Genomic DNA, 19,380 nt, shown 5'->3' with positions numbered 1-19,380 from the left:
TAAAGGGCTGAATCAGCCTTGTTTTTTGGTAACAGTTTCGACGATGTGCGACGGAGCTGTATTGTATTTTTTGAATTCCATAGAGTAGCTTGCGCGACCCTGGGACATGGAACGAACGTCGGTCGCATAACCGAACATCTCGCCCAGCGGAACTTCGGCGCGAATTACTTTGCCGGAGACCGTGTCTTCCATACCCAAAATCATGCCGCGACGACGGTTAAGGTCGCCCATCACGTCACCCATATAGTCTTCAGGCGTAACAACCTCTACCGCCATGATCGGCTCGAGCAACTCACCACCGCCCTTCTGGGCCAGTTGCTTGGTCGCCATGGAAGCAGCCACCTTAAACGCCATCTCGTTGGAGTCGACGTCGTGGTAAGAACCATCAAACACGGTAGCCTTCAGGCCGATCAGCGGATAGCCGGCAACAACGCCGTTCTTCATCTGCTCTTCGATACCCTTCTGGATCGCCGGGATGTATTCCTTAGGAACCACACCACCCACGACTTCGTTCACGAATTGCAGACCTTCCTGACCTTCGTCAGCAGGAGCAAAACGAATCCAGCAATGGCCGAACTGACCACGACCGCCGGATTGACGAACGAATTTGCCTTCGATTTCACAGTTCTTCGTGATGCGCTCACGATAGGAAACCTGAGGCTTACCAATGTTGGCTTCGACGTTGAACTCACGGCGCATCCGGTCAACCAGGATGTCCAGGTGCAGCTCGCCCATGCCGGAGATGATCGTTTGACCAGTCTCTTCATCGGTTTTGACGCGGAAAGATGGATCTTCCTGAGCAAGCTTGCCCAGAGCGATACCCATTTTTTCCTGGTCATCCTTGGTCTTAGGCTCTACGGCAACCGAAATAACCGGCTCCGGGAAGTCCATACGAACCAGGATGATTGGCTTGTCAGCGTTGCACAAAGTCTCACCAGTGGTGACGTCCTTCATGCCGATCAAGGCCGCGATGTCACCAGCGCGCACTTCCTTGATTTCTTCACGGGCGTTTGCGTGCATTTGCACCATACGACCCACGCGCTCTTTCTTGCCCTTAACCGAGTTGATCACGCCGTCGCCGGAGGCCAACACGCCCGAGTAAACTCGAACAAAGGTCAAGGTACCCACGAATGGGTCGGTAGCGATCTTGAACGCCAGAGCCGAAAACGGCTCGCTGTCGTCTGCGTGACGCTCCATTTCCTTGGTCTCGTCATCCGGGTCAGTACCCTTGATGGCAGGAATGTCGGTTGGAGCAGGCAGGTAGTCGATAACGGCGTCGAGAACCAGGGGAACACCCTTGTTCTTGAAGGAAGAACCGCAAACAGCCAGAACGATCTCACCAGCGATAGTACGCTGACGCAGAGCCGCTTTGATTTCCGCGTTGGTGAGCTCTTCACCTTCGAGGTACTTGTTCATCAGCTCTTCGCTGGCTTCTGCCGCAGCTTCAATCATGTTGCCGCGCCATTCGTTAGCCAGCTCCTGCAGTTCAGCAGGGATAGGCTTACGAACTGGAACCATGCCTTTGTCAGAGTCATTCCAGTAAACAGCTTCCATAGCCATCAGATCGATCTGACCCTGGAAGTTGTCTTCGGAACCGATGGCCAATTGAATCGGCACCGGAGTGTGACCCAGACGCTGCTTGATCTGGCCGATCACACGCAGGAAGTTGGCACCAGCACGGTCCATCTTGTTTACGTAAACAAGACGTGGAACGCCGTATTTGTTGGCTTGACGCCATACGGTTTCCGACTGAGGCTCAACACCCGAGGTGCCGCAGAACACAACGACCGCGCCGTCGAGAACACGCAGGGAACGCTCAACTTCAATAGTGAAGTCAACGTGGCCCGGGGTGTCGATGACGTTGAAACGGTATTGGTCCTTGTGCTGCTTCTCGGAACCCTGCCAGAAGGCGGTAATAGCAGCAGAAGTAATGGTAATACCACGCTCCTGCTCCTGCACCATCCAGTCTGTGGTCGCGGCGCCGTCATGCACCTCGCCCATCTTGTGGCTTTTGCCAGTGTAAAAAAGGACGCGCTCGGTGGTGGTGGTTTTACCAGCATCCACGTGAGCAACGATACCAATGTTACGGTAGCGGTTAATCGGTGTAGTACGAGCCATAAAGCCCTCGCAAAATTAGTGACGCTAAAATTAGAAGCGGTAGTGCGAGAAAGCCTTGTTGGCTTCAGCCATACGGTGCACGTCTTCACGCTTCTTAACTGCAGCACCTTTACCTTCAGCGGCGTCCAACAGTTCGCCAGCCAAACGCAGAGCCATAGACTTCTCGCCGCGCTTGCGGGCGAAGTCTACCAACCAGCGCATTGCCAGAGCGTTACGACGGGACGGACGAACTTCGACCGGAACCTGGTAAGTAGCACCGCCTACACGGCGCGACTTTACTTCGACCAGCGGAGCGATGGCGTCGAGAGCTTTCTCGAAGATTTCCAGGGGATCGCTGTTCTTGCGTTCTTTAACTTTTTCCAGCGCGCCATAAACGATACGTTCGGCAACGGCTTTCTTGCCGCTTTCCATAACGTGGTTCATGAACTTGGCCAGGATCTGGCTGCCGTACTTTGGATCGTCAAGCACTTCGCGCTTGGCTGCTACGCGTCTTCTTGGCATGGATAAGCCCTCAAACGGTCTTCAGGTTCGCTCGGAATCGGTGCCCTTGCGGGACGCCTCCGACCTTACTCTTATCGACTCAGAAAAATAGAAAATCAGTTTTTACAAAAAGCCGCTACTACTTAGGCTTCTTGGTACCGTACTTCGAACGACCCTGGTTACGACCTTTAACGCCGGAAGTATCCAGAGAACCGCGTACGGTGTGGTAACGAACACCTGGCAAGTCTTTTACACGACCGCCGCGGATCAGTACCACGCTGTGCTCTTGCAGGTTGTGGCCTTCACCGCCGATGTACGAGGAAACCTCGAAACCGTTGGTCAGACGCACACGGCATACTTTACGCAGTGCCGAGTTAGGTTTTTTCGGCGTGGTGGTATACACACGGGTGCATACGCCACGACGTTGCGGGCAGTTCTGCAGCGCAGGCACGTCGGATTTCTCGACGATACGCTTACGCGGCTGACGTACCAGCTGGTTGATAGTTGCCATCTACTAGCTCCACTGTTGTCTTGCGACGCTATTGTCTTGCAAGAAAAGCAAAATGGCAGGAACGAATTCCCGCCAAATTTAGGGGTACAAGAGTCTAAAGAGGATCTTGTCCCCAGTCAAGGCAAGGCCCCGACCTCCCCACCCATCCAACCTCGACAAATTGTCTCGATTCGATGAACGGAGCAGCCAGGGCCTTACGCTCATTTATCGCAGAACTCAGTTACCGCTAGAGTTCAGCGCTTCGGTCAGTGCAGCTTCCACTTCACTGGCGCTTACGCGCAACGGTTTGTCAGCATCACGGCGACGCTTGCGCTCGCTGTGATAAGCCAGACCGGTACCCGCCGGGATCAGACGACCCACGACCACGTTTTCTTTCAGGCCGCGCAGGTAATCGCGCTTGCCGGTTACCGCCGCTTCGGTCAGTACGCGAGTGGTTTCCTGGAAGGAAGCCGCCGAGATGAACGATTCGGTGGACAACGACGCCTTGGTGATACCCAACAGCACGCGAGTGAACTTGGAAACGAATTTCTCGTCGCCAGCCAGACGCTCGTTCTCTACCAGAACGTGAGTCAATTCCATCTGGTCGCCCTTGATGAAACTGGAATCGCCGGATTCAGCGATTTCAACTTTACGCAGCATCTGACGCAGGATGGTCTCGATGTGCTTATCGTTGATCTTCACGCCTTGCAGACGGTAAACGTCCTGGATCTCGTTCACGATGTACTTGGCCAGCGCACTCACACCCAGCAGACGCAGGATGTCGTGTGGATCGCTCGGGCCGTCGGAGATAACTTCGCCGCGGTTTACCTGTTCGCCTTCGAAGACGTTCAGGTGACGCCACTTCGGAATCAGCTCTTCGTACGGATCGCTACCGTCGTTCGGGGTAATGACCAGACGACGCTTGCCTTTGGTCTCTTTACCGAACGCGATGGTGCCGCTGACTTCAGCCAGAATCGAGGCTTCTTTCGGACGACGTGCTTCGAACAAGTCGGCAACACGCGGCAGACCACCGGTGATGTCACGGGTCTTCGAAGTCTCTTGCGGAATACGAGCGATAACATCACCGATCGCGATTTTCGCACCGTCCGCTACACCGACCAGGGCGTTAGCAGGCAGGAAGTACTGAGCAATTACATCGGTACCCGGCAGCAAGAGATCCTTGCCATTGTCATCAACCATCTTCACAGCAGGACGGATATCTTTACCGGCAGCTGGACGATCTTTGGCGTCGAGTACTTCAATGTTGGTCATACCGGTCAATTCGTCAGTCTGACGTTTGATCGTGATGCCTTCTTCCATGCCCACGTAGGTCACGGTACCTTTCATTTCGGTAACGATTGGGTGAGTGTGCGGATCCCACTTGGCCACGATTGCGCCAGCGTCGACCTTGTCACCTTCTTTAACCGAAATCACAGCACCGTACGGCAGCTTGTAACGCTCGCGCTCACGACCGAAGTCATCAGCGATCGCCAGCTCACCGGAACGGGACACAGCAACCAGGCAACCATCCACTCGCTCAACGTGCTTCAGGTTGTGCAGACGGACGGTACCGCCATTCTTCACCTGAACGCTATCAGCTGCGGAGGTCCGGCTTGCCGCACCACCGATGTGGAACGTACGCATGGTCAGCTGGGTACCCGGCTCACCGATGGACTGGGCAGCGATAACGCCGACCGCTTCACCGATGTTCACCTGGTGGCCACGAGCCAGATCACGGCCGTAGCACTTGGCGCAAATGCCGTAGCGGGTTTCGCAGCTGATCGGCGAACGCACGATCACTTCGTCGATGCTGTTCAGCTCGATGAACTCGACCCACTTCTCGTCTACCAGCGTGCCGGCAGGAACGATGATTTCTTCAGTACCTGGCTTGAACACGTCACGGGCAATAACACGACCCAATACGCGCTCACCCAACGGCTCAACAACGTCACCGCCTTCAATGTGCGGAGTCATTACCAGGCCATGCTCGGTGCCGCAATCGATCTCGGTTACTACCAGATCCTGCGCCACGTCTACCAGACGACGAGTCAGGTAACCGGAGTTCGCAGTTTTCAACGCGGTATCCGCCAAACCTTTACGAGCACCGTGAGTGGAGATGAAGTACTGAAGTACGCTCAAACCTTCACGGAAGTTCGCAGTAATCGGCGTTTCAATGATGGAACCGTCCGGCTTGGCCATCAGGCCACGCATACCGGCGAGCTGACGGATCTGCGCAGCAGAACCCCGTGCGCCCGAGTCGGCCATCATGTACATCGAGTTGAAAGATTCCTGGTCGACTTCGACGCCATGACGGTCGATGACCTTCTCTTTCGAGAGGTTGGCCATCATCGCCTTGGAAACTTCGTCGTTCGCCTTGGACCAAAGGTCGATCACTTTGTTGTACTTCTCGCCCTGGGTTACCAGGCCGGAGGCGTACTGACTTTCGATCTCTTTCACTTCGTCGGTGGCTGCACCGATGATGCGGGCTTTTTCATCCGGGATAACGAAGTCGTTAACACCGATGGAAACGCCGGAGATGGTCGAATAAGCAAAACCGGTGTACATCAACTGGTCAGCGAAAATCACGGTCTCTTTCAAACCAACCACGCGGTAGCACTGGTTGATCAGCTTGGAGATCGCCTTTTTCTTCATCGGCTGGTTGACGACATCGTACGACAGGCCAGGTGGAACAACCTGGAACAACAGCGCACGGCCGACGGTGGTGTCGACGATACGGGTGTTCTTGACGCTGCCACCATCACGATCGTTGACGGTTTCGTTGATCCGCACTTTGACTTTAGCGTGCAGTGCGGCTTCGCCGGCACGGAACACACGGTCAACTTCCTGCAGATCCGCGAACACACGACCTTCGCCCTTGGCGTTGATCGCTTCACGAGTCATGTAGTACAGACCCAATACAACGTCCTGCGAAGGAACGATGATTGGCTCACCGTTGGCTGGCGACAGAATGTTGTTGGTCGACATCATCAACGCACGCGCTTCCAACTGGGCTTCCAGTGTCAGCGGTACGTGCACGGCCATTTGGTCGCCGTCGAAGTCGGCGTTGTACGCAGCACAGACCAGAGGGTGCAGCTGGATAGCCTTACCTTCGATCAGTACCGGTTCAAACGCCTGGATACCCAGACGGTGAAGGGTCGGTGCACGGTTGAGGAGAACCGGGTGTTCGCGAATCACTTCAGCGAGAACGTCCCAAACCTCTGGCAGTTCGCGCTCGACCATTTTCTTGGCCGCTTTGATGGTGGTCGCGAGACCGCGCATTTCCAGCTTGCCGAAGATGAATGGCTTGAACAGCTCGAGTGCCATCTTCTTAGGTAGACCGCACTGGTGCAGACGCAGGGTCGGACCTACGGTAATTACCGAACGACCGGAGTAGTCAACCCGCTTACCGAGCAAGTTCTGACGGAAACGACCTTGCTTACCCTTGATCATGTCAGCCAGGGATTTCAGAGGACGCTTGTTGGAACCGGTGATAGCGCGGCCACGACGACCGTTGTCGAGCAGTGCGTCGACGGCTTCCTGCAACATACGCTTTTCGTTGCGCACGATGATGTCCGGAGCGGACAGATCAAGCAGGCGCTTCAAGCGGTTGTTACGGTTGATCACTCGACGATACAGATCGTTGAGGTCGGAAGTCGCGAAGCGACCGCCATCCAGCGGGACCAGTGGACGCAGATCTGGCGGCAGAACCGGCAGAACGGTCAGCACCATCCACTCAGGAAGGTTGCCGGAACCCTGGAAGGCTTCCATCAACTTCAGACGCTTGGACAGCTTCTTGATTTTGGTTTCGGAGTTGGTTTGCGGAATTTCTTCACGCAGACGGCCAATCTCGTGTTCCAGGTCGATAGCGTGCAGCAGTTCACGGACAGCTTCGGCACCCATGCGGGCATCGAAATCGTCGCCGAACTCTTCCAGCGCTTCGAAGTACTGCTCGTCGTTGAGCAGCTGACCTTTTTCAAGGGTGGTCATGCCTGGATCGATAACGACATAGCTCTCAAAGTAGAGAACGCGTTCGATATCACGCAGGGTCATGTCCATCAGCAAGCCGATACGCGACGGCAGCGATTTCAGGAACCAGATGTGGGCAACTGGCGAGGCCAGTTCGATGTGCGCCATGCGCTCACGACGAACTTTAGCCAGCGCGACTTCAACGCCGCACTTCTCGCAGATCACACCACGGTGCTTCAAGCGCTTGTACTTACCGCACAGGCACTCGTAATCCTTTACCGGGCCAAAGATCTTGGCGCAGAACAGGCCGTCACGTTCAGGTTTGAACGTACGGTAGTTAATGGTTTCCGGCTTTTTAACTTCACCGAACGACCACGAACGGATCATCTCAGGCGATGCCAATCCAATACGGATGGCGTCGAACTCTTCGACTTGACCCTGGTTTTTCAGCAAATTCAGTAGGTCTTTCAAGGCCTTTCCTCCTGGCGGAGCAGAGAGCGGGCAATCCTGCCCCGCTCTCGATTCGCGTCACGTGTTATTCGGTTTCCAGATCGATATCGATGCCGAGGGAACGAATTTCCTTGATCAACACGTTGAAAGACTCGGGCATGCCCGGCTCCATACGGTGATCGCCATCCACGATGTTTTTGTACATCTTGGTACGGCCGTTCACATCGTCCGACTTCACTGTGAGCATTTCTTGCAGAGTGTAAGCGGCACCGTAAGCTTCCAGTGCCCAGACCTCCATCTCCCCGAAACGCTGACCACCGAACTGCGCCTTACCACCCAGCGGCTGCTGGGTAACCAGGCTGTACGAACCGGTAGAACGAGCGTGCATCTTGTCGTCTACCAAGTGGTTCAGCTTCAGCATGTACATGTAGCCAACAGTAACCGGGCGCTCGAACTTGTTGCCGGTACGGCCGTCGGTCAGCTGCATCTGGCCGCTTTCTGGCAGGTCTGCCAGTTTCAGCATGGCCTTGATTTCGCTTTCCTTGGCGCCGTCGAACACTGGAGTGGCCATTGGAACGCCGCCACGCAGGTTCTTCGCCAGATCCAGGATTTCCTGGTCGGAGAAGCTATCCAGATCTTCGTTACGACCGCCGATCTGGTTGTAGATCTCGTCCAGGAAGGTACGAAGCTCAGCCACTTTGCGCTGCTCTTCGATCATCCGGTTGATCTTCTCGCCCAGACCTTTGGCCGCGAGGCCGAGGTGGGTTTCAAGGATCTGACCAACGTTCATACGCGAAGGTACGCCCAACGGGTTGAGGACAACGTCGACCGGGGTGCCATTGGCATCGTGCGGCATGTCTTCAACCGGCATGATCACGGAGACCACACCTTTGTTACCGTGACGACCGGCCATCTTGTCGCCCGGCTGGATGCGGCGACGGATTGCCAGGTAAACCTTGACGATTTTCAGCACGCCTGGAGCCAGGTCATCGCCCTGCTGCAGTTTGCGCTTCTTGTCTTCGAACTTGTCGTCCAGCAGACGGCGACGATCAACGATGTAGGCTTGAGCCTTCTCGAGCTGCTCGTTCAGAGCATCTTCAGCCATGCGCAGTTTGAACCACTGACCATGCTCAAGACCGTCGAGAACTTCGTCGGTGATGTCCTGACCTTTCTTCAGACCGGCGCCGCCTTCGGCTTTGTGGCCGACCAGAGCGGAACGCAGACGTTCGAAAGTTGCGCCTTCAACGATACGGAACTCTTCGTTCAGATCCTTGCGGATCTCGTCGAGTTGAGTCTTCTCGATCGACAGTGCACGAGCATCACGCTCAACGCCGTCGCGGGTGAAGACCTGTACGTCGATGACGGTACCCTTGGTGCCAGTAGGCACGCGCAGGGAGGTGTCTTTAACGTCGCTGGCTTTTTCACCGAAGATGGCACGCAACAGCTTCTCTTCCGGAGTCAGTTGAGTCTCGCCTTTCGGAGTGACCTTACCGACCAGAATGTCGCCTGCGCCAACTTCAGCACCTACGTAAACGATACCGGCTTCGTCCAGTTTGTTCAGTGCAGCTTCACCCACGTTCGGGATGTCTGCAGTGATTTCCTCTGGCCCAAGCTTGGTGTCACGCGCCACACAGGTCAGTTCCTGAATGTGGATCGTGGTGAAGCGATCTTCCTGAACCACACGCTCGGACAGGCAGATGGAGTCTTCGAAGTTGAAGCCGTTCCATGCCATGAACGCAATGCGCATGTTCTGACCCAGAGCCAGTTCACCCATGTCGGTGGACGGACCGTCAGCCATGATGTCGCTACGCTGAACCCGATCACCTTTACGCACCAGCGGACGCTGGTTGATGCAGGTGTTCTGGTTGGAGCGGGTGTACTTGGTCAGGTTGTAGATGTCGACACCAGCTTCGCCGGTTTCAACTTCGTCATCAGCAACACGAACCACGATACGGCTGGCGTCGACGGAATCGATAACACCGCCACGACGAGCCACGACGCAAACGCCGGAGTCACGAGCTACGTTACGCTCCATGCCGGTACCGACCAGCGGCTTGTCAGCGCGCAGGGTTGGTACAGCTTGACGCTGCATGTTCGAACCCATCAACGCACGGTTGGCGTCATCGTGCTCAAGGAACGGGATCAGCGACGCAGCAACCGAAACTACCTGCTTCGGTGATACGTCCATCAAGGTGACGTCTTCAGGCGCCTTGACGGTGAACTCGTTCAAGTGACGAACAGCTACCAGCTCGTCGATCAGGACTTTCTTATCATTCATCGTGGCCGAAGCCTGAGCGATCACGTGATCAGCTTCTTCGATGGCGGACAGGAATACGATCTCGTCGGTGACCAGAGCGTCTTTCACCACACGGTACGGGCTCTCGAGGAAGCCGTACTGGTTGGTGCGCGCATAAGCGGCCAGGGAGTTGATCAGACCGATGTTCGGACCTTCCGGCGTTTCAATCGGGCATACACGACCGTAGTGAGTCGGGTGTACGTCACGAACTTCAAAGCCGGCACGCTCACGAGTCAAACCGCCAGGGCCGAGTGCAGAAACACGACGCTTGTGGGTGATCTCGGACAGCGGGTTGTTCTGGTCCATGAACTGGGACAGCTGGCTGGAACCGAAGAACTCTTTCACCGCCGCAGCCACTGGCTTGGCGTTGATCAGGTCTTGCGGCATCAGGCCTTCGCTTTCAGCCATCGACAGACGCTCTTTGACCGCACGCTCAACACGTACCAGGCCAACGCGGAACTGGTTCTCGGCCATTTCGCCTACGCAGCGAACACGACGGTTACCCAAGTGGTCGATGTCATCGACGATGCCTTTACCGTTACGGATGTCGACCAGAGTCTTCAATACCGCAACGATGTCTTCTTTGCACAACACGCCCGAACCTTCGATCTCGGTACGACCGATACGACGGTTGAACTTCATCCGGCCGACCGCAGACAGGTCATAGCGCTCAGGGCTGAAGAACAGGTTGTTGAACAGGGTCTCGGCAGCGTCTTTGGTAGGCGGCTCGCCTGGACGCATCATGCGATAGATCTCGACCAGCGCTTCCAATTGGTTGCTGGTGGAGTCGATCTTCAGCGTATCGGAGACAAACGGACCGCAGTCGATATCGTTGGTGTACAGAGTTTCGATGCGAACAACCTGAGCCTTGGCGATTTTCGCCAGGATCTCGGTGTTCAGCTCGGTGTTGCACTCTGCCAGGATTTCGCCGGTTGCCGGATGCACGATGGCCTTGGCGGTAGTGCGACCCAGGACGTAGTCCAGAGGCACTTCCAGGGTCTTGAGACCGGCTTTTTCGATCTGGTTGATGTGGCGCGCAGTAATACGGCGACCAGCCTCAACGATGACCTTGCCCTTCTCATCCTGAATATCAAGAACAGCGATTTCACCACGTAGACGCGAAGCAATCAGTTCCAGACTGAGGGTTTCGCCGCTCAGGTGGAAAACGTTGGTGGTGTAGAACGCGTCGAGCACTTCTTCAGTGGTATAGCCGAGCGCGCGCAGCAGTACCGATGCAGGCAGCTTGCGACGACGGTCGATACGCACGAACACGCAGTCTTTCGGGTCGAACTCGAAGTCCAGCCACGAACCGCGGTAAGGAATGATGCGCGCGGAGTACAGCAGTTTGCCGGAGCTGTGCGTCTTGCCACGGTCGTGGTCGAAGAACACGCCCGGGGAACGGTGCAGCTGGGAAACGATTACACGCTCGGTACCGTTGATTACGAAGGTACCGTTCTCAGTCATCAGGGGGATTTCACCCATGTAGACTTCTTGCTCTTTAATGTCCTTGATCGCTTTGTTCGACGATTCTTTGTCGAAAATGATCAGGCGCACTTTTACCCGCAAAGGTACGGCGTAAGTTACACCGCGCAATACGCATTCTTTGACATCAAATGCCGGTTCGCCCAGGCGATAACCGACGTACTCCAGCGCAGCATTGCCGGAGTAGCTGATGATCGGGAAAACGGATTTGAAGGCCGCATGCAGGCCCACGTCGCGGAACTGATCTTTAGTCGCTCCCGCTTGCAAGAATTCACGATACGAATCCAGCTGGATGGCCAGGAGGTACGGCACATCCATGACGTCCGGCAACTTGCTAAAGTCCTTGCGGATACGTTTTTTCTCAGTATATGAGTAAGCCATCAGCGTTCCCCAGCTTGGTCACCTGCTTGTTTGGCCCCTCCCGACGGGAGCAGCCAGAAAATCGTGCAAACCCCATGGTTTGCGCCACCACATCGGGTGGTTACAGCTCGTGATCAGCACCGACCCAGTCGGCTGCCAATAACGGAAAAAGGCCGGTGGCAAGAGCCACCAGCCATCAGCCTTTCGCTTTACGCTCGGGCTGGAGGAGCAAAGTCGATGCTTACTTCAGCTCGACTTTAGCGCCTGCTTCTTCCAGAGTAGCTTTGGCTTTGTCAGCTGCGTCTTTCGAAACAGCTTCCAGAACCATGGCAGGAGCGCCGTCAACTACAGCCTTGGCTTCTTTCAGGCCCAGACCGGTCAGTTCACGTACTGCCTTGATCACGTTTACTTTCTTCTCGCCAGCTTCGGTCAGCATGACGTTGAATTCGGTTTGCTCTTCAACAACAGCGGCAGCAGCAGCTGGACCAGCCGATGCAGCAGCAGCGGAAACACCGAATTTTTCTTCGAAAGCTTTGATCAGCTCAACAACCTGCAGAACCGACATTTCAGCTACGGCGTTGAGGATATCTTCTTGGGAGATAGACATTACTGTATTTCCTGAATTGGGGGACGGCCTACGCGGCCATCGAAATAAACAAAAATACGCGAAAGGAGATACTCAGCCTTAGGCTGCAGCAGCTTCTTTTTGCTCGCGAACTGCAGCCAGAGTACGAGCCAACTTGCTGGTAGCGCCTTGAATCACGCTCATCAGCTGAGAAATTGCTTCGTCACGGGTCGGCAGTGTTGCCAGTACGTCGATTTGGTTAGCTGCGAGGAACTTGCCCTCGAACGCAGCTGCCTTGATCTCGAACTTATCCTGACTCTTGGCGAATTCCTTGAACAAACGGGCAGCAGCGCCAGGATGATCCTTGGAGAACGCGATCAGAGTCGGGCCGGTGAACACGTCGTTGAGGACACTGTATTCAGTGTCAGCAACAGCGCGCTTGAGCAGGGTGTTACGTACAACACGTACATAAACGCCAGCTTCACGAGCCTCTTTACGGAGTCCGGTCATCGCGCCTACTGTTACGCCACGGGCATCAGCCACGACAGCGGACAGAGCGACTTTGGCAGCCTCGTTGACTTCAGCGACGATGGCCTTCTTGTCTTCGAGATTAATTGCCACGGGTTTAACTCCTGCTTGTTACCGTTTCATCTGGCCGAAGCCGGATGTCGTTTTGGTGTCTGATTCGGTAAGGAACCGGGAGCACCATCTGCGTAGGCTTGAGGTTTAAGACTTGCGTCGCCTACGGTCTTGGATAGCCCCCGCCAGGCAGGGACCCCAATCTTTCAATTGGCGCGATCGCTCGCGCCAACCTGTGTCTTACGCGTCGAGCGAGCTCTGGTCGATGACCAGACCTGGGCCCATAGTGGTGCTCAGGGTAACGCGCTTGACGTAAATGCCTTTCGAGGAAGCTGGCTTGATACGCTTCAGGTCAGCGATCAGGGCTTCAACGTTTTCCTTCAGCTTGACGGCGTCGAAGCCGATCTTGCCAACGGAAGTGTGGATGATGCCGTTTTTGTCGGTGCGATAACGAACCTGACCAGCTTTGGCGTTTTTAACCGCGGTAGCTACGTCTGGAGTTACGGTGCCAACTTTAGGGTTAGGCATCAGGCCGCGTGGACCGAGGATCTGACCCAGCTGACCAACAACGCGCATAGCATCCGGGGATGCGATAACTACGTCATAGTTCAGGTCGCCGCCTTTCATTTCGGCAGCCAGGTCATCCATACCTACACGGTCAGCGCCGGCAGCCAGAGCGGCCTCAGCAGCTGGACCCTGGGTGAACACAGCAACGCGAACGGTCTTGCCAGTGCCGTGTGGCAGCACAGTAGCGCTACGAACAACCTGGTCAGATTTACGCGGATCAACACCCAGGTTAACAGCAACGTCGAACGACTCGCTGAACTTGACAGTCGACAGCTCAGCCAGCAGAGCAGCAGCGTCTACAAAGTTGTAGGCCTTGCCTGCTTCGATTTTGCCGGCGATAGCCTTTTGACGCTTGGTCAACTTAGCCATTACACACCCTCCACGTTAAGGCCCATGCTACGAGCAGAACCGGCGATAGTACGCACGGCTGCTTCCATATCAGCTGCAGTCAGATCCGCGTTTTTGGTTTTCGCGATTTCTTCCAGCTGAGCACGGGTCACGGTGCCAACCTTAACGGTGTTCGGACGAGCGGAACCGCTAGTCAGACCAGCAGCCTTCTTCAGCAGAACCGAAGCAGGGGTGGACTTGGTTTCAAAAGTGAAGCTACGGTCGCTGTAGACAGTGATGATCACTGGAGTCGGCAGACCTGGCTCAAGACCCTGAGTACGGGCGTTGAAGGCCTTGCAGAATTCCATGATGTTCACGCCGTGCTGACCCAGAGCAGGACCAACAGGTGGGCTTGGGTTAGCCTGAGCGGCCTTCACTTGCAGCTTGATGTAAGCGGTAATTTTCTTGGCCATGAGGCACTCCAATTACGGGTTCAAACGCCTCGAAAGGCTCCCCGGTTACTTGCGCGTTTATCCCAGTGACGACAAAACCCCACAGCCTAGGGCTGCGGGGTTGGGATGCTTGCTCAGCTAGACCTTTTCGACCTGGCTGAACTCTAGCTCTACCGGGGTAGAGCGACCGAAAATGAGCACTGCCACTTGGATCCGGCTCTTCTCGTAATTAACTTCTTCAACCGTGCCGGTAAAATCAGCAAACGGCCCGTCATTGACCCGTACCGACTCGCCCGGCTCGAACAATGTCTTCGGCTTCGGCTTATCACTACCATCAGCGACGCGACGCAGAATTGCTTCTGCCTCTTTATCTGTAATTGGCGCAGGCTTATCGGCAGTACCACCAATGAAGCCCATCACCCGAGGCGTATCCTTGACCAAGTGCCAAGTACCCTCGTTCATATCCATCTGTACCAGCACGTAACCTGGGAAGAACTTGCGCTCGCTTTTGCGCTTCTGGCCATTACGCATTTCAACCACTTCTTCAGTGGGAACCAGAATTTCGCCGAAGCCATCTTCCATGCCAGCCAGCTTTACGCGCTCTACCAACGAGCGCATGACATGCTTCTCGTAACCGGAGTAAGCATGCACAACGTACCAACGCTTAGCCACGGGACACCCTTAGCCGACAATCAAGGAAACAAGCCAGCCGAGGAGGGAATCAAGCCCCCACAACAGCAACGCCATAACCAGAACAACAGCCACAACAATCAACGTGGTCTGCGTGGTTTCTTGGCGAGTTGGCCATACGACTTTACGAATCTCGGTGCGAGCTTCCTTAACCAGTACAAAGAAAGACTTGCCCTTGACTGTCTGCAGGCCTACAAAGGCAGCTACAGCAGCAATGACGAGCAGTGCAAGTACACGGTACAGGATCGGCGAAGCAGAGTAATACTGATTGCCAACAACGCCAACAACCACCAAAGCGACTACTACTAGCCACTTGAGCAGATCGAAGCGAGAGCCTTGAGCTTCAGCTTTAGGAGTCATCTATGAAGATCCTGTGAAAAGAAAGCCAGACACACCAAGTGAATCTGGCAGGTCAGGAGGGAATCGAACCCCCAACCTACGGTTTTGGAGACCGTCGCTCTGCCAATTGAGCTACTGACCTAAAACAAAATCAGGCCGACCATTATGCCGGCCCGAAAAAGACATTACAACAATTTACTCGATGATTTTGGCTACGACACCAGCGCCGACGGTACGACCGCCTTCACGGATAGCGAAACGCAGACCATCTTCCATCGCGATGGTTTTGATCAGGGTAACAGTCATCTGAATGTTGTCACCTGGCATTACCATTTCAACGCCTTCTGGCAATTCGCAGTTACCGGTCACGTCAGTAGTACGGAAGTAGAACTGTGGACGGTAGCCTTTGAAGAACGGAGTATGACGGCCGCCTTCTTCCTTGCTCAGAACGTAAACTTCTGCGGTGAACTTGGTGTGCGGCTTAACCGAACCCGGCTTAACCAGAACCTGGCCACGCTCAACGTCGTCACGCTTGGTGCCGCGCAGCAGCACGCCGCAGTTCTCGCCAGCACGACCTTCGTCGAGCAGCTTGCGGAACATTTCAACACCGGTGCAGGTGGTGACGGTAGTGTCACGCAGACCAACGATTTCCAGTGGATCCTGAACGCGAACGATACCGCGCTCGATACGACCAGTCACAACAGTACCGCGACCGGAGATCGAGAATACGTCTTCGATTGGCATCAGGAACGGCTTGTCGGTCAGACGAACTGGTTCTGGGATGTAGCTGTCCAGAGTCTCAACCAGCTTACGAACGGCAGTGGTGCCCATTTCGTTGTCGTCTTTGCCTTCCAGAGCCATACGCGCCGAACCGATGATGATCGGAGTGTCGTCGCCAGGGAAGTCGTAAGTGCTCAGCAGATCACGCACTTCCATCTCAACCAGTTCCAGCAGCTCAGCGTCGTCTACCAGGTCAGCCTTGTTCAGGAAAACCACGATGTACGGAACGCCTACCTGACGGGACAGCAGGATGTGCTCACGGGTTTGTGGCATCGGACCATCAGCGGCCGAACAAACCAGGATAGCGCCGTCCATCTGGGCAGCACCAGTGATCATGTTCTTCACATAGTCAGCGTGACCTGGGCAGTCAACGTGAGCGTAGTGACGAATCTTCGAGTTGTACTCGACGTGCGCGGTATTGATGGTGATACCACGAGCTTTTTCTTCTGGCGCGCTGTCGATTTTATCGAAATCAACGATGGCCGAACCGAAAACCTCGGAGCAAACGCGAGTCAGAGCAGCAGTCAGCGTAGTCTTACCATGGTCAACGTGACCAATAGTACCAACGTTAACGTGCGGCAGCGAACGATCGAACTTTTCCTTAGCCATCGAAACAACCCCCAACAAAAGAATTGAGCAAGTAATATCAACCATTAAAACAAAGGCAGATATTTTCATATCTGCCTTGTTATATGGAGCTCTTGAGCGGATTTGAACCGCTGACCTCACCCTTACCAAGGGTGTGCTCTACCAACTGAGCTACAAGAGCGTAACACTTTGCAGGATCTGCAAACTTGGAGCGGGTAGCGGGAATCGAACCCGCATCATCAGCTTGGAAGGCTGAGGTTCTACCACTAAACTATACCCGCGGAGCTTGCAGCTCTCGCTAAAATTGGTGGAGGGGGAAGGATTCGAACCTTCGAAGTCGTAGACGTCAGATTTACAGTCTGATCCCTTTGGCCGCTCGGGAACCCCTCCTAAGCGAGCCGGCATTCTACATCATGCCAGCCTTCTGTCAAGCACTTTTCTCATTAAAAACCTGAGGTTAGCTGCGTTGACGCCGCTTTCGCATTGCTGACCGCTAAAGGTCTTCACTGCGAAGCGGGCGCCATTCTATGCAAACTATTCAGCCGGTGCAACCCCCTCACACGGCATTATTTTATGTTTTAACTCATTGAATTCTTTAGAAAGGTTTAGCAGCTGCAAATCATCCAGCAAACGCTGGCTTTCGGGAGCTACGCGGACCCAATAACCAGACGACTCGACGGCATCTTTCGGCAAAGACTGATACTTGACACCTACCTCTCCCAGGCGGCGTCCTACCAGCAGGATGCTCTCCTGGCGAGCAACGCCCCCCAAATAGAGACAGCCATTACCTGCCTCTGCGGCTTTTCCTTTTTCTCGAGTCGTATCAGCCGCCTCGCTTAACAAGCGAATATCCTATTGCGCCCCTCTGTACAAGCTCAAAGGCGTAACATCTTTCGCCCGCAGCGGAGCCTCTTGTTGATGCCAAATGTAATAGAAGACGTTGAGTACGAGCAGCAAGAGGAACAACCAGCGCATAAAAACCTCAGGACAATGGACACGCCATCGCTAAACCGACAAAAATCAGGTCTGGAACCAGCCTGGCTTCGGGCACGACACCGGAAACCAGCGTCGCATCGCCCCCGGTAAGGAATACAGTAAACTCCCCCCCCCAGTAACTACGCGCCAACTCCAGCTGAGTCAGGACAAATCCCCTCAGCATAAGAGAGCACCCTCGCTCTACCGCTTCGACGGTTGTACGGCCAGGAGCGAGACTTTCGAGCGCGCGCTCGGCAGCCAGGTCACCGTATCGAATTTTACGCGTATGGGTTCGCAACTGATTGCGCATTAAGGGCATCCCAGGGCAGATAAAGCCACCGAGGTGCTCTCCGTCCGCTGCAATGAAGTCGGCCGTCACAGCGGTACCGAAATCAAGCACCAGACACGCACCGGAAGCCAGATGAAACCCTCCGAGCATCGCAAGCCAGCGATCGAGACCTAACCGTTCAAACTCCTCATACCCGTTGCGTACGCCGGCCATTTCGCGGGCTGGAGTCGCGCATACCACGGACACACCGAAAGCTTGGGTCAATATAGAAGCTAAAGCAGCGGTTTCTTCAGCCGTTCTAACGCTGACCAACCGACAATGCTTAAGTGCGAGCCCATCTAGATTACTCAAGCTCTCCAACAAAGCATCATCCGAATCAACCACACCTTCACTAAACACTCGCCGGACATCTGCACAGAGCACACGCCATTTGATAAAACTGTTTCCACAGTCGAGCTCAAGAATCATTGCGCAACCTCAAACTGAGCTCACCACCACTAAAGACTTTTTCAACGCCATTTACTTTCAAGCGCAAAGCCCCCTGACTGTCGATACCCAACACCTCACCATCTATCTGGCTTACGCCAGCAATCAAAGACACTGCCCGCCCCTGCCAAAGATGGTTTTGCTCCCACTCCGACTGGATAGAGGAAAATCCGTCTAGCTGGTGTCGAGCGAGGTATTTCTGGAGCATCGAGCCCAATTCCGAAACCAGGTGATTGCGATCAAAGGCCTTACCTGACTCCAGACGCATTGACGTCCATAGCTGATCAACCTCTTCAGTCATCTGCATATTGACGTTTATTCCGACACCCAACACTACGTGACAGACATCCGCAGGATCACCCACCAATTCAAGCAATATCCCGGCGATCTTTTTCTGCCCCACCAAAACATCGTTGGGCCATTTTAACCCTGCTCCCGGGACACCGAGCGCTCGCAATGTCTGCATGACAGCAAGACCGACAACGAGACTCAAACCCTCCAGCTGCCGCATTCCACCGTCAATGCGCAATACCAGGCTGTAATAGACGTTCTCTGCAAAAGGGCTGACCCACTTGCGCCCTCGCCGCCCGCGACCAGCCGTCTGGCGCTCAGCAAGCACTAAAAATGGCGCAGCCTGACCACGCTCGATAGCGCGCAAGGCCTCAGCGTTGGTGGAGTCTATTGAGTCGAAGAGCAAAATTGGCCAGCCACAAGCAGGCGCCTCGTCCGATATGGCGACAGGATCCAATAGCGTCAACGGTGCAGCCAGCTGATATCCGCGACCGCGCACCTTATGAACTGACAAGCCAAGCTCAGCCTCTAGATGCTGAAGCTGCTTCCACACCGCACTACGACTGATCCCCAGTGCAGCACCCAGGGTCTGGCCCGAATGGAACCGGCCATCTTTAAGAAGCTTTAACAACGTCAGCATGCAAGTCTCGCCTCACAATGAGGCCCGCATGATAGCCATGCCCCGAGCCGTTGCATAGAAAACCGACAAGACGGATTTCCTGCGGGCAAAACAAAACCCCTACCTGCATACGCAGATAGGGGTTTCGGAATTTAATCTTGACGATGACCTACTCTCACATGGGGAAACCC

Annotated in this window: 14 protein-coding genes, 4 tRNA genes and 1 pseudogene; all 19 read right to left on the bottom strand. The window is 54.9% G+C overall.

All coding sequences use genetic code 11. From position 1 onward, the window contains the following. Positions 1–12 precede the first annotated feature (12 nt). The 19 genes and pseudogenes from fusA to birA all read right to left on the bottom strand — a co-directional run bounded on the left by fusA (position 13) and on the right by birA (position 19,210). The gene (gene fusA, locus J2X66_RS25720; RefSeq protein WP_027926089.1) at positions 13–2,118 is read right to left on the bottom strand and encodes an elongation factor G; all 2,106 of its coding nucleotides are present in this window, start codon (positions 2,116–2,118) and stop codon (positions 13–15) included. A gap of 30 nt (positions 2,119–2,148) precedes the next feature. Next, complete coding sequence (rpsG, locus tag J2X66_RS25715; protein ID WP_002555493.1) at positions 2,149–2,619, bottom strand: 30S ribosomal protein S7; 471 nt, start codon at positions 2,617–2,619, stop codon at positions 2,149–2,151. Between the two features lie 118 nt (positions 2,620–2,737). Then, positions 2,738–3,109: a 30S ribosomal protein S12 gene (rpsL, locus tag J2X66_RS25710; RefSeq protein WP_002555494.1), complete on the bottom strand. Its 372-nt coding sequence runs from the start codon at positions 3,107–3,109 to the stop codon at positions 2,738–2,740. 216 nt (positions 3,110–3,325) lie between these two features. Continuing rightward, complete coding sequence (rpoC, locus tag J2X66_RS25705; protein ID WP_007896632.1) at positions 3,326–7,525, bottom strand: DNA-directed RNA polymerase subunit beta'; 4,200 nt, start codon at positions 7,523–7,525, stop codon at positions 3,326–3,328. 64 nt (positions 7,526–7,589) lie between these two features. Continuing rightward, entirely contained in the window at positions 7,590–11,663 is a 4,074-nt protein-coding gene (gene rpoB / locus J2X66_RS25700) for a DNA-directed RNA polymerase subunit beta (RefSeq protein WP_007946139.1), read from the bottom strand. Positions 11,664–11,883: 220 nt separating this feature from the next. Next, positions 11,884–12,249 carry a 50S ribosomal protein L7/L12 gene (gene rplL / locus J2X66_RS25695; RefSeq protein ID WP_310270296.1) on the bottom strand — a complete coding sequence of 122 codons (366 nt, stop codon included), beginning with the start codon at positions 12,247–12,249 and terminating at the stop codon, positions 11,884–11,886. 78 nt (positions 12,250–12,327) lie between these two features. After that, a complete protein-coding gene (gene rplJ, locus J2X66_RS25690) occupies positions 12,328–12,828 on the bottom strand; it encodes a 50S ribosomal protein L10 (protein ID WP_060541898.1) in 501 nt (166 codons plus the stop codon). 198 nt (positions 12,829–13,026) lie between these two features. Beyond that, on the bottom strand, positions 13,027–13,722 hold the full coding sequence (rplA, locus tag J2X66_RS25685) for a 50S ribosomal protein L1 (protein ID WP_003186095.1): 696 nt from the start codon (positions 13,720–13,722) through the stop codon (positions 13,027–13,029). Further along, positions 13,722–14,153, bottom strand: coding sequence for a 50S ribosomal protein L11 (gene rplK, locus J2X66_RS25680; RefSeq protein ID WP_007933726.1), 432 nt, complete (start codon positions 14,151–14,153; stop codon positions 13,722–13,724). The genes rplA and rplK overlap by 1 nt, the downstream gene beginning before the upstream one ends. A gap of 117 nt (positions 14,154–14,270) precedes the next feature. Further along, positions 14,271–14,804, bottom strand: coding sequence for a transcription termination/antitermination protein NusG (gene nusG / locus J2X66_RS25675; protein WP_007896622.1), 534 nt, complete (start codon positions 14,802–14,804; stop codon positions 14,271–14,273). 9 nt (positions 14,805–14,813) lie between these two features. Next, positions 14,814–15,182, bottom strand: a complete 369-nt coding sequence (secE, locus tag J2X66_RS25670; RefSeq protein WP_007896620.1) for a preprotein translocase subunit SecE — start codon at positions 15,180–15,182, stop codon at positions 14,814–14,816. 45 nt (positions 15,183–15,227) lie between these two features. Further along, positions 15,228–15,303: transfer RNA gene (locus J2X66_RS25665), tRNA-Trp, on the bottom strand. Positions 15,304–15,356: 53 nt separating this feature from the next. Beyond that, complete coding sequence (gene tuf, locus J2X66_RS25660; RefSeq protein WP_027924378.1) at positions 15,357–16,550, bottom strand: elongation factor Tu; 1,194 nt, start codon at positions 16,548–16,550, stop codon at positions 15,357–15,359. Positions 16,551–16,634: 84 nt separating this feature from the next. After that, positions 16,635–16,710, bottom strand: a tRNA-Thr gene (locus J2X66_RS25655). A 26-nt stretch (positions 16,711–16,736) separates the two neighbouring features. Further along, positions 16,737–16,810 (bottom strand) — tRNA-Gly (locus J2X66_RS25650). A 24-nt stretch (positions 16,811–16,834) separates the two neighbouring features. Beyond that, a tRNA-Tyr gene (locus J2X66_RS25645) sits at positions 16,835–16,919 on the bottom strand. Between the two features lie 144 nt (positions 16,920–17,063). Next, positions 17,064–17,504, bottom strand: a pseudogene (locus tag J2X66_RS25640) (hypothetical protein). A gap of 7 nt (positions 17,505–17,511) precedes the next feature. Continuing rightward, positions 17,512–18,261, bottom strand: coding sequence for a pantothenate kinase (locus J2X66_RS25635; protein WP_310270290.1), 750 nt, complete (start codon positions 18,259–18,261; stop codon positions 17,512–17,514). After that, positions 18,251–19,210 carry a bifunctional biotin--[acetyl-CoA-carboxylase] ligase/biotin operon repressor BirA gene (gene birA, locus J2X66_RS25630; protein ID WP_310270287.1) on the bottom strand — a complete coding sequence of 320 codons (960 nt, stop codon included), beginning with the start codon at positions 19,208–19,210 and terminating at the stop codon, positions 18,251–18,253. Before birA ends, J2X66_RS25635 begins: the two co-directional genes overlap by 11 nt. Positions 19,211–19,380 lie beyond the last annotated feature (170 nt).

It is taken from the genome of Pseudomonas sp. 3296 (assembly GCF_031456615.1).
Lineage (GTDB): Bacteria > Pseudomonadota > Gammaproteobacteria > Pseudomonadales > Pseudomonadaceae > Aquipseudomonas > Aquipseudomonas mucoides.
Note: the sequence above shows the minus strand (reverse complement) of the source record. Positions and strands in the feature narration are given on the sequence as shown.

What these genes read in the sequence shown, in the direction of transcription:
- fusA (WP_027926089.1), bottom strand. Translation starts at nt 2,118, where the DNA reads ATGGCTCGTACTACACCGATTAACCGCTACCGTAACATTGGTATCGTT.
- tuf (WP_027924378.1), bottom strand. Translation starts at nt 16,550, where the DNA reads ATGGCTAAGGAAAAGTTCGATCGTTCGCTGCCGCACGTTAACGTTGGT.
- rpsL (WP_002555494.1), bottom strand. Translation starts at nt 3,109, where the DNA reads ATGGCAACTATCAACCAGCTGGTACGTCAGCCGCGTAAGCGTATCGTC.
- J2X66_RS25635 (WP_310270290.1), bottom strand. Translation starts at nt 18,261, where the DNA reads ATGATTCTTGAGCTCGACTGTGGAAACAGTTTTATCAAATGGCGTGTG.
- rpsG (WP_002555493.1), bottom strand. Translation starts at nt 2,619, where the DNA reads ATGCCAAGAAGACGCGTAGCAGCCAAGCGCGAAGTGCTTGACGATCCA.
- rplK (WP_007933726.1), bottom strand. Translation starts at nt 14,153, where the DNA reads ATGGCCAAGAAAATTACCGCTTACATCAAGCTGCAAGTGAAGGCCGCT.
- rpoB (WP_007946139.1), bottom strand. Translation starts at nt 11,663, where the DNA reads ATGGCTTACTCATATACTGAGAAAAAACGTATCCGCAAGGACTTTAGC.
- rplL (WP_310270296.1), bottom strand. Translation starts at nt 12,249, where the DNA reads ATGTCTATCTCCCAAGAAGATATCCTCAACGCCGTAGCTGAAATGTCG.
- birA (WP_310270287.1), bottom strand. Translation starts at nt 19,210, where the DNA reads ATGCTGACGTTGTTAAAGCTTCTTAAAGATGGCCGGTTCCATTCGGGC.
- secE (WP_007896620.1), bottom strand. Translation starts at nt 15,182, where the DNA reads ATGACTCCTAAAGCTGAAGCTCAAGGCTCTCGCTTCGATCTGCTCAAG.
- rplA (WP_003186095.1), bottom strand. Translation starts at nt 13,722, where the DNA reads ATGGCTAAGTTGACCAAGCGTCAAAAGGCTATCGCCGGCAAAATCGAA.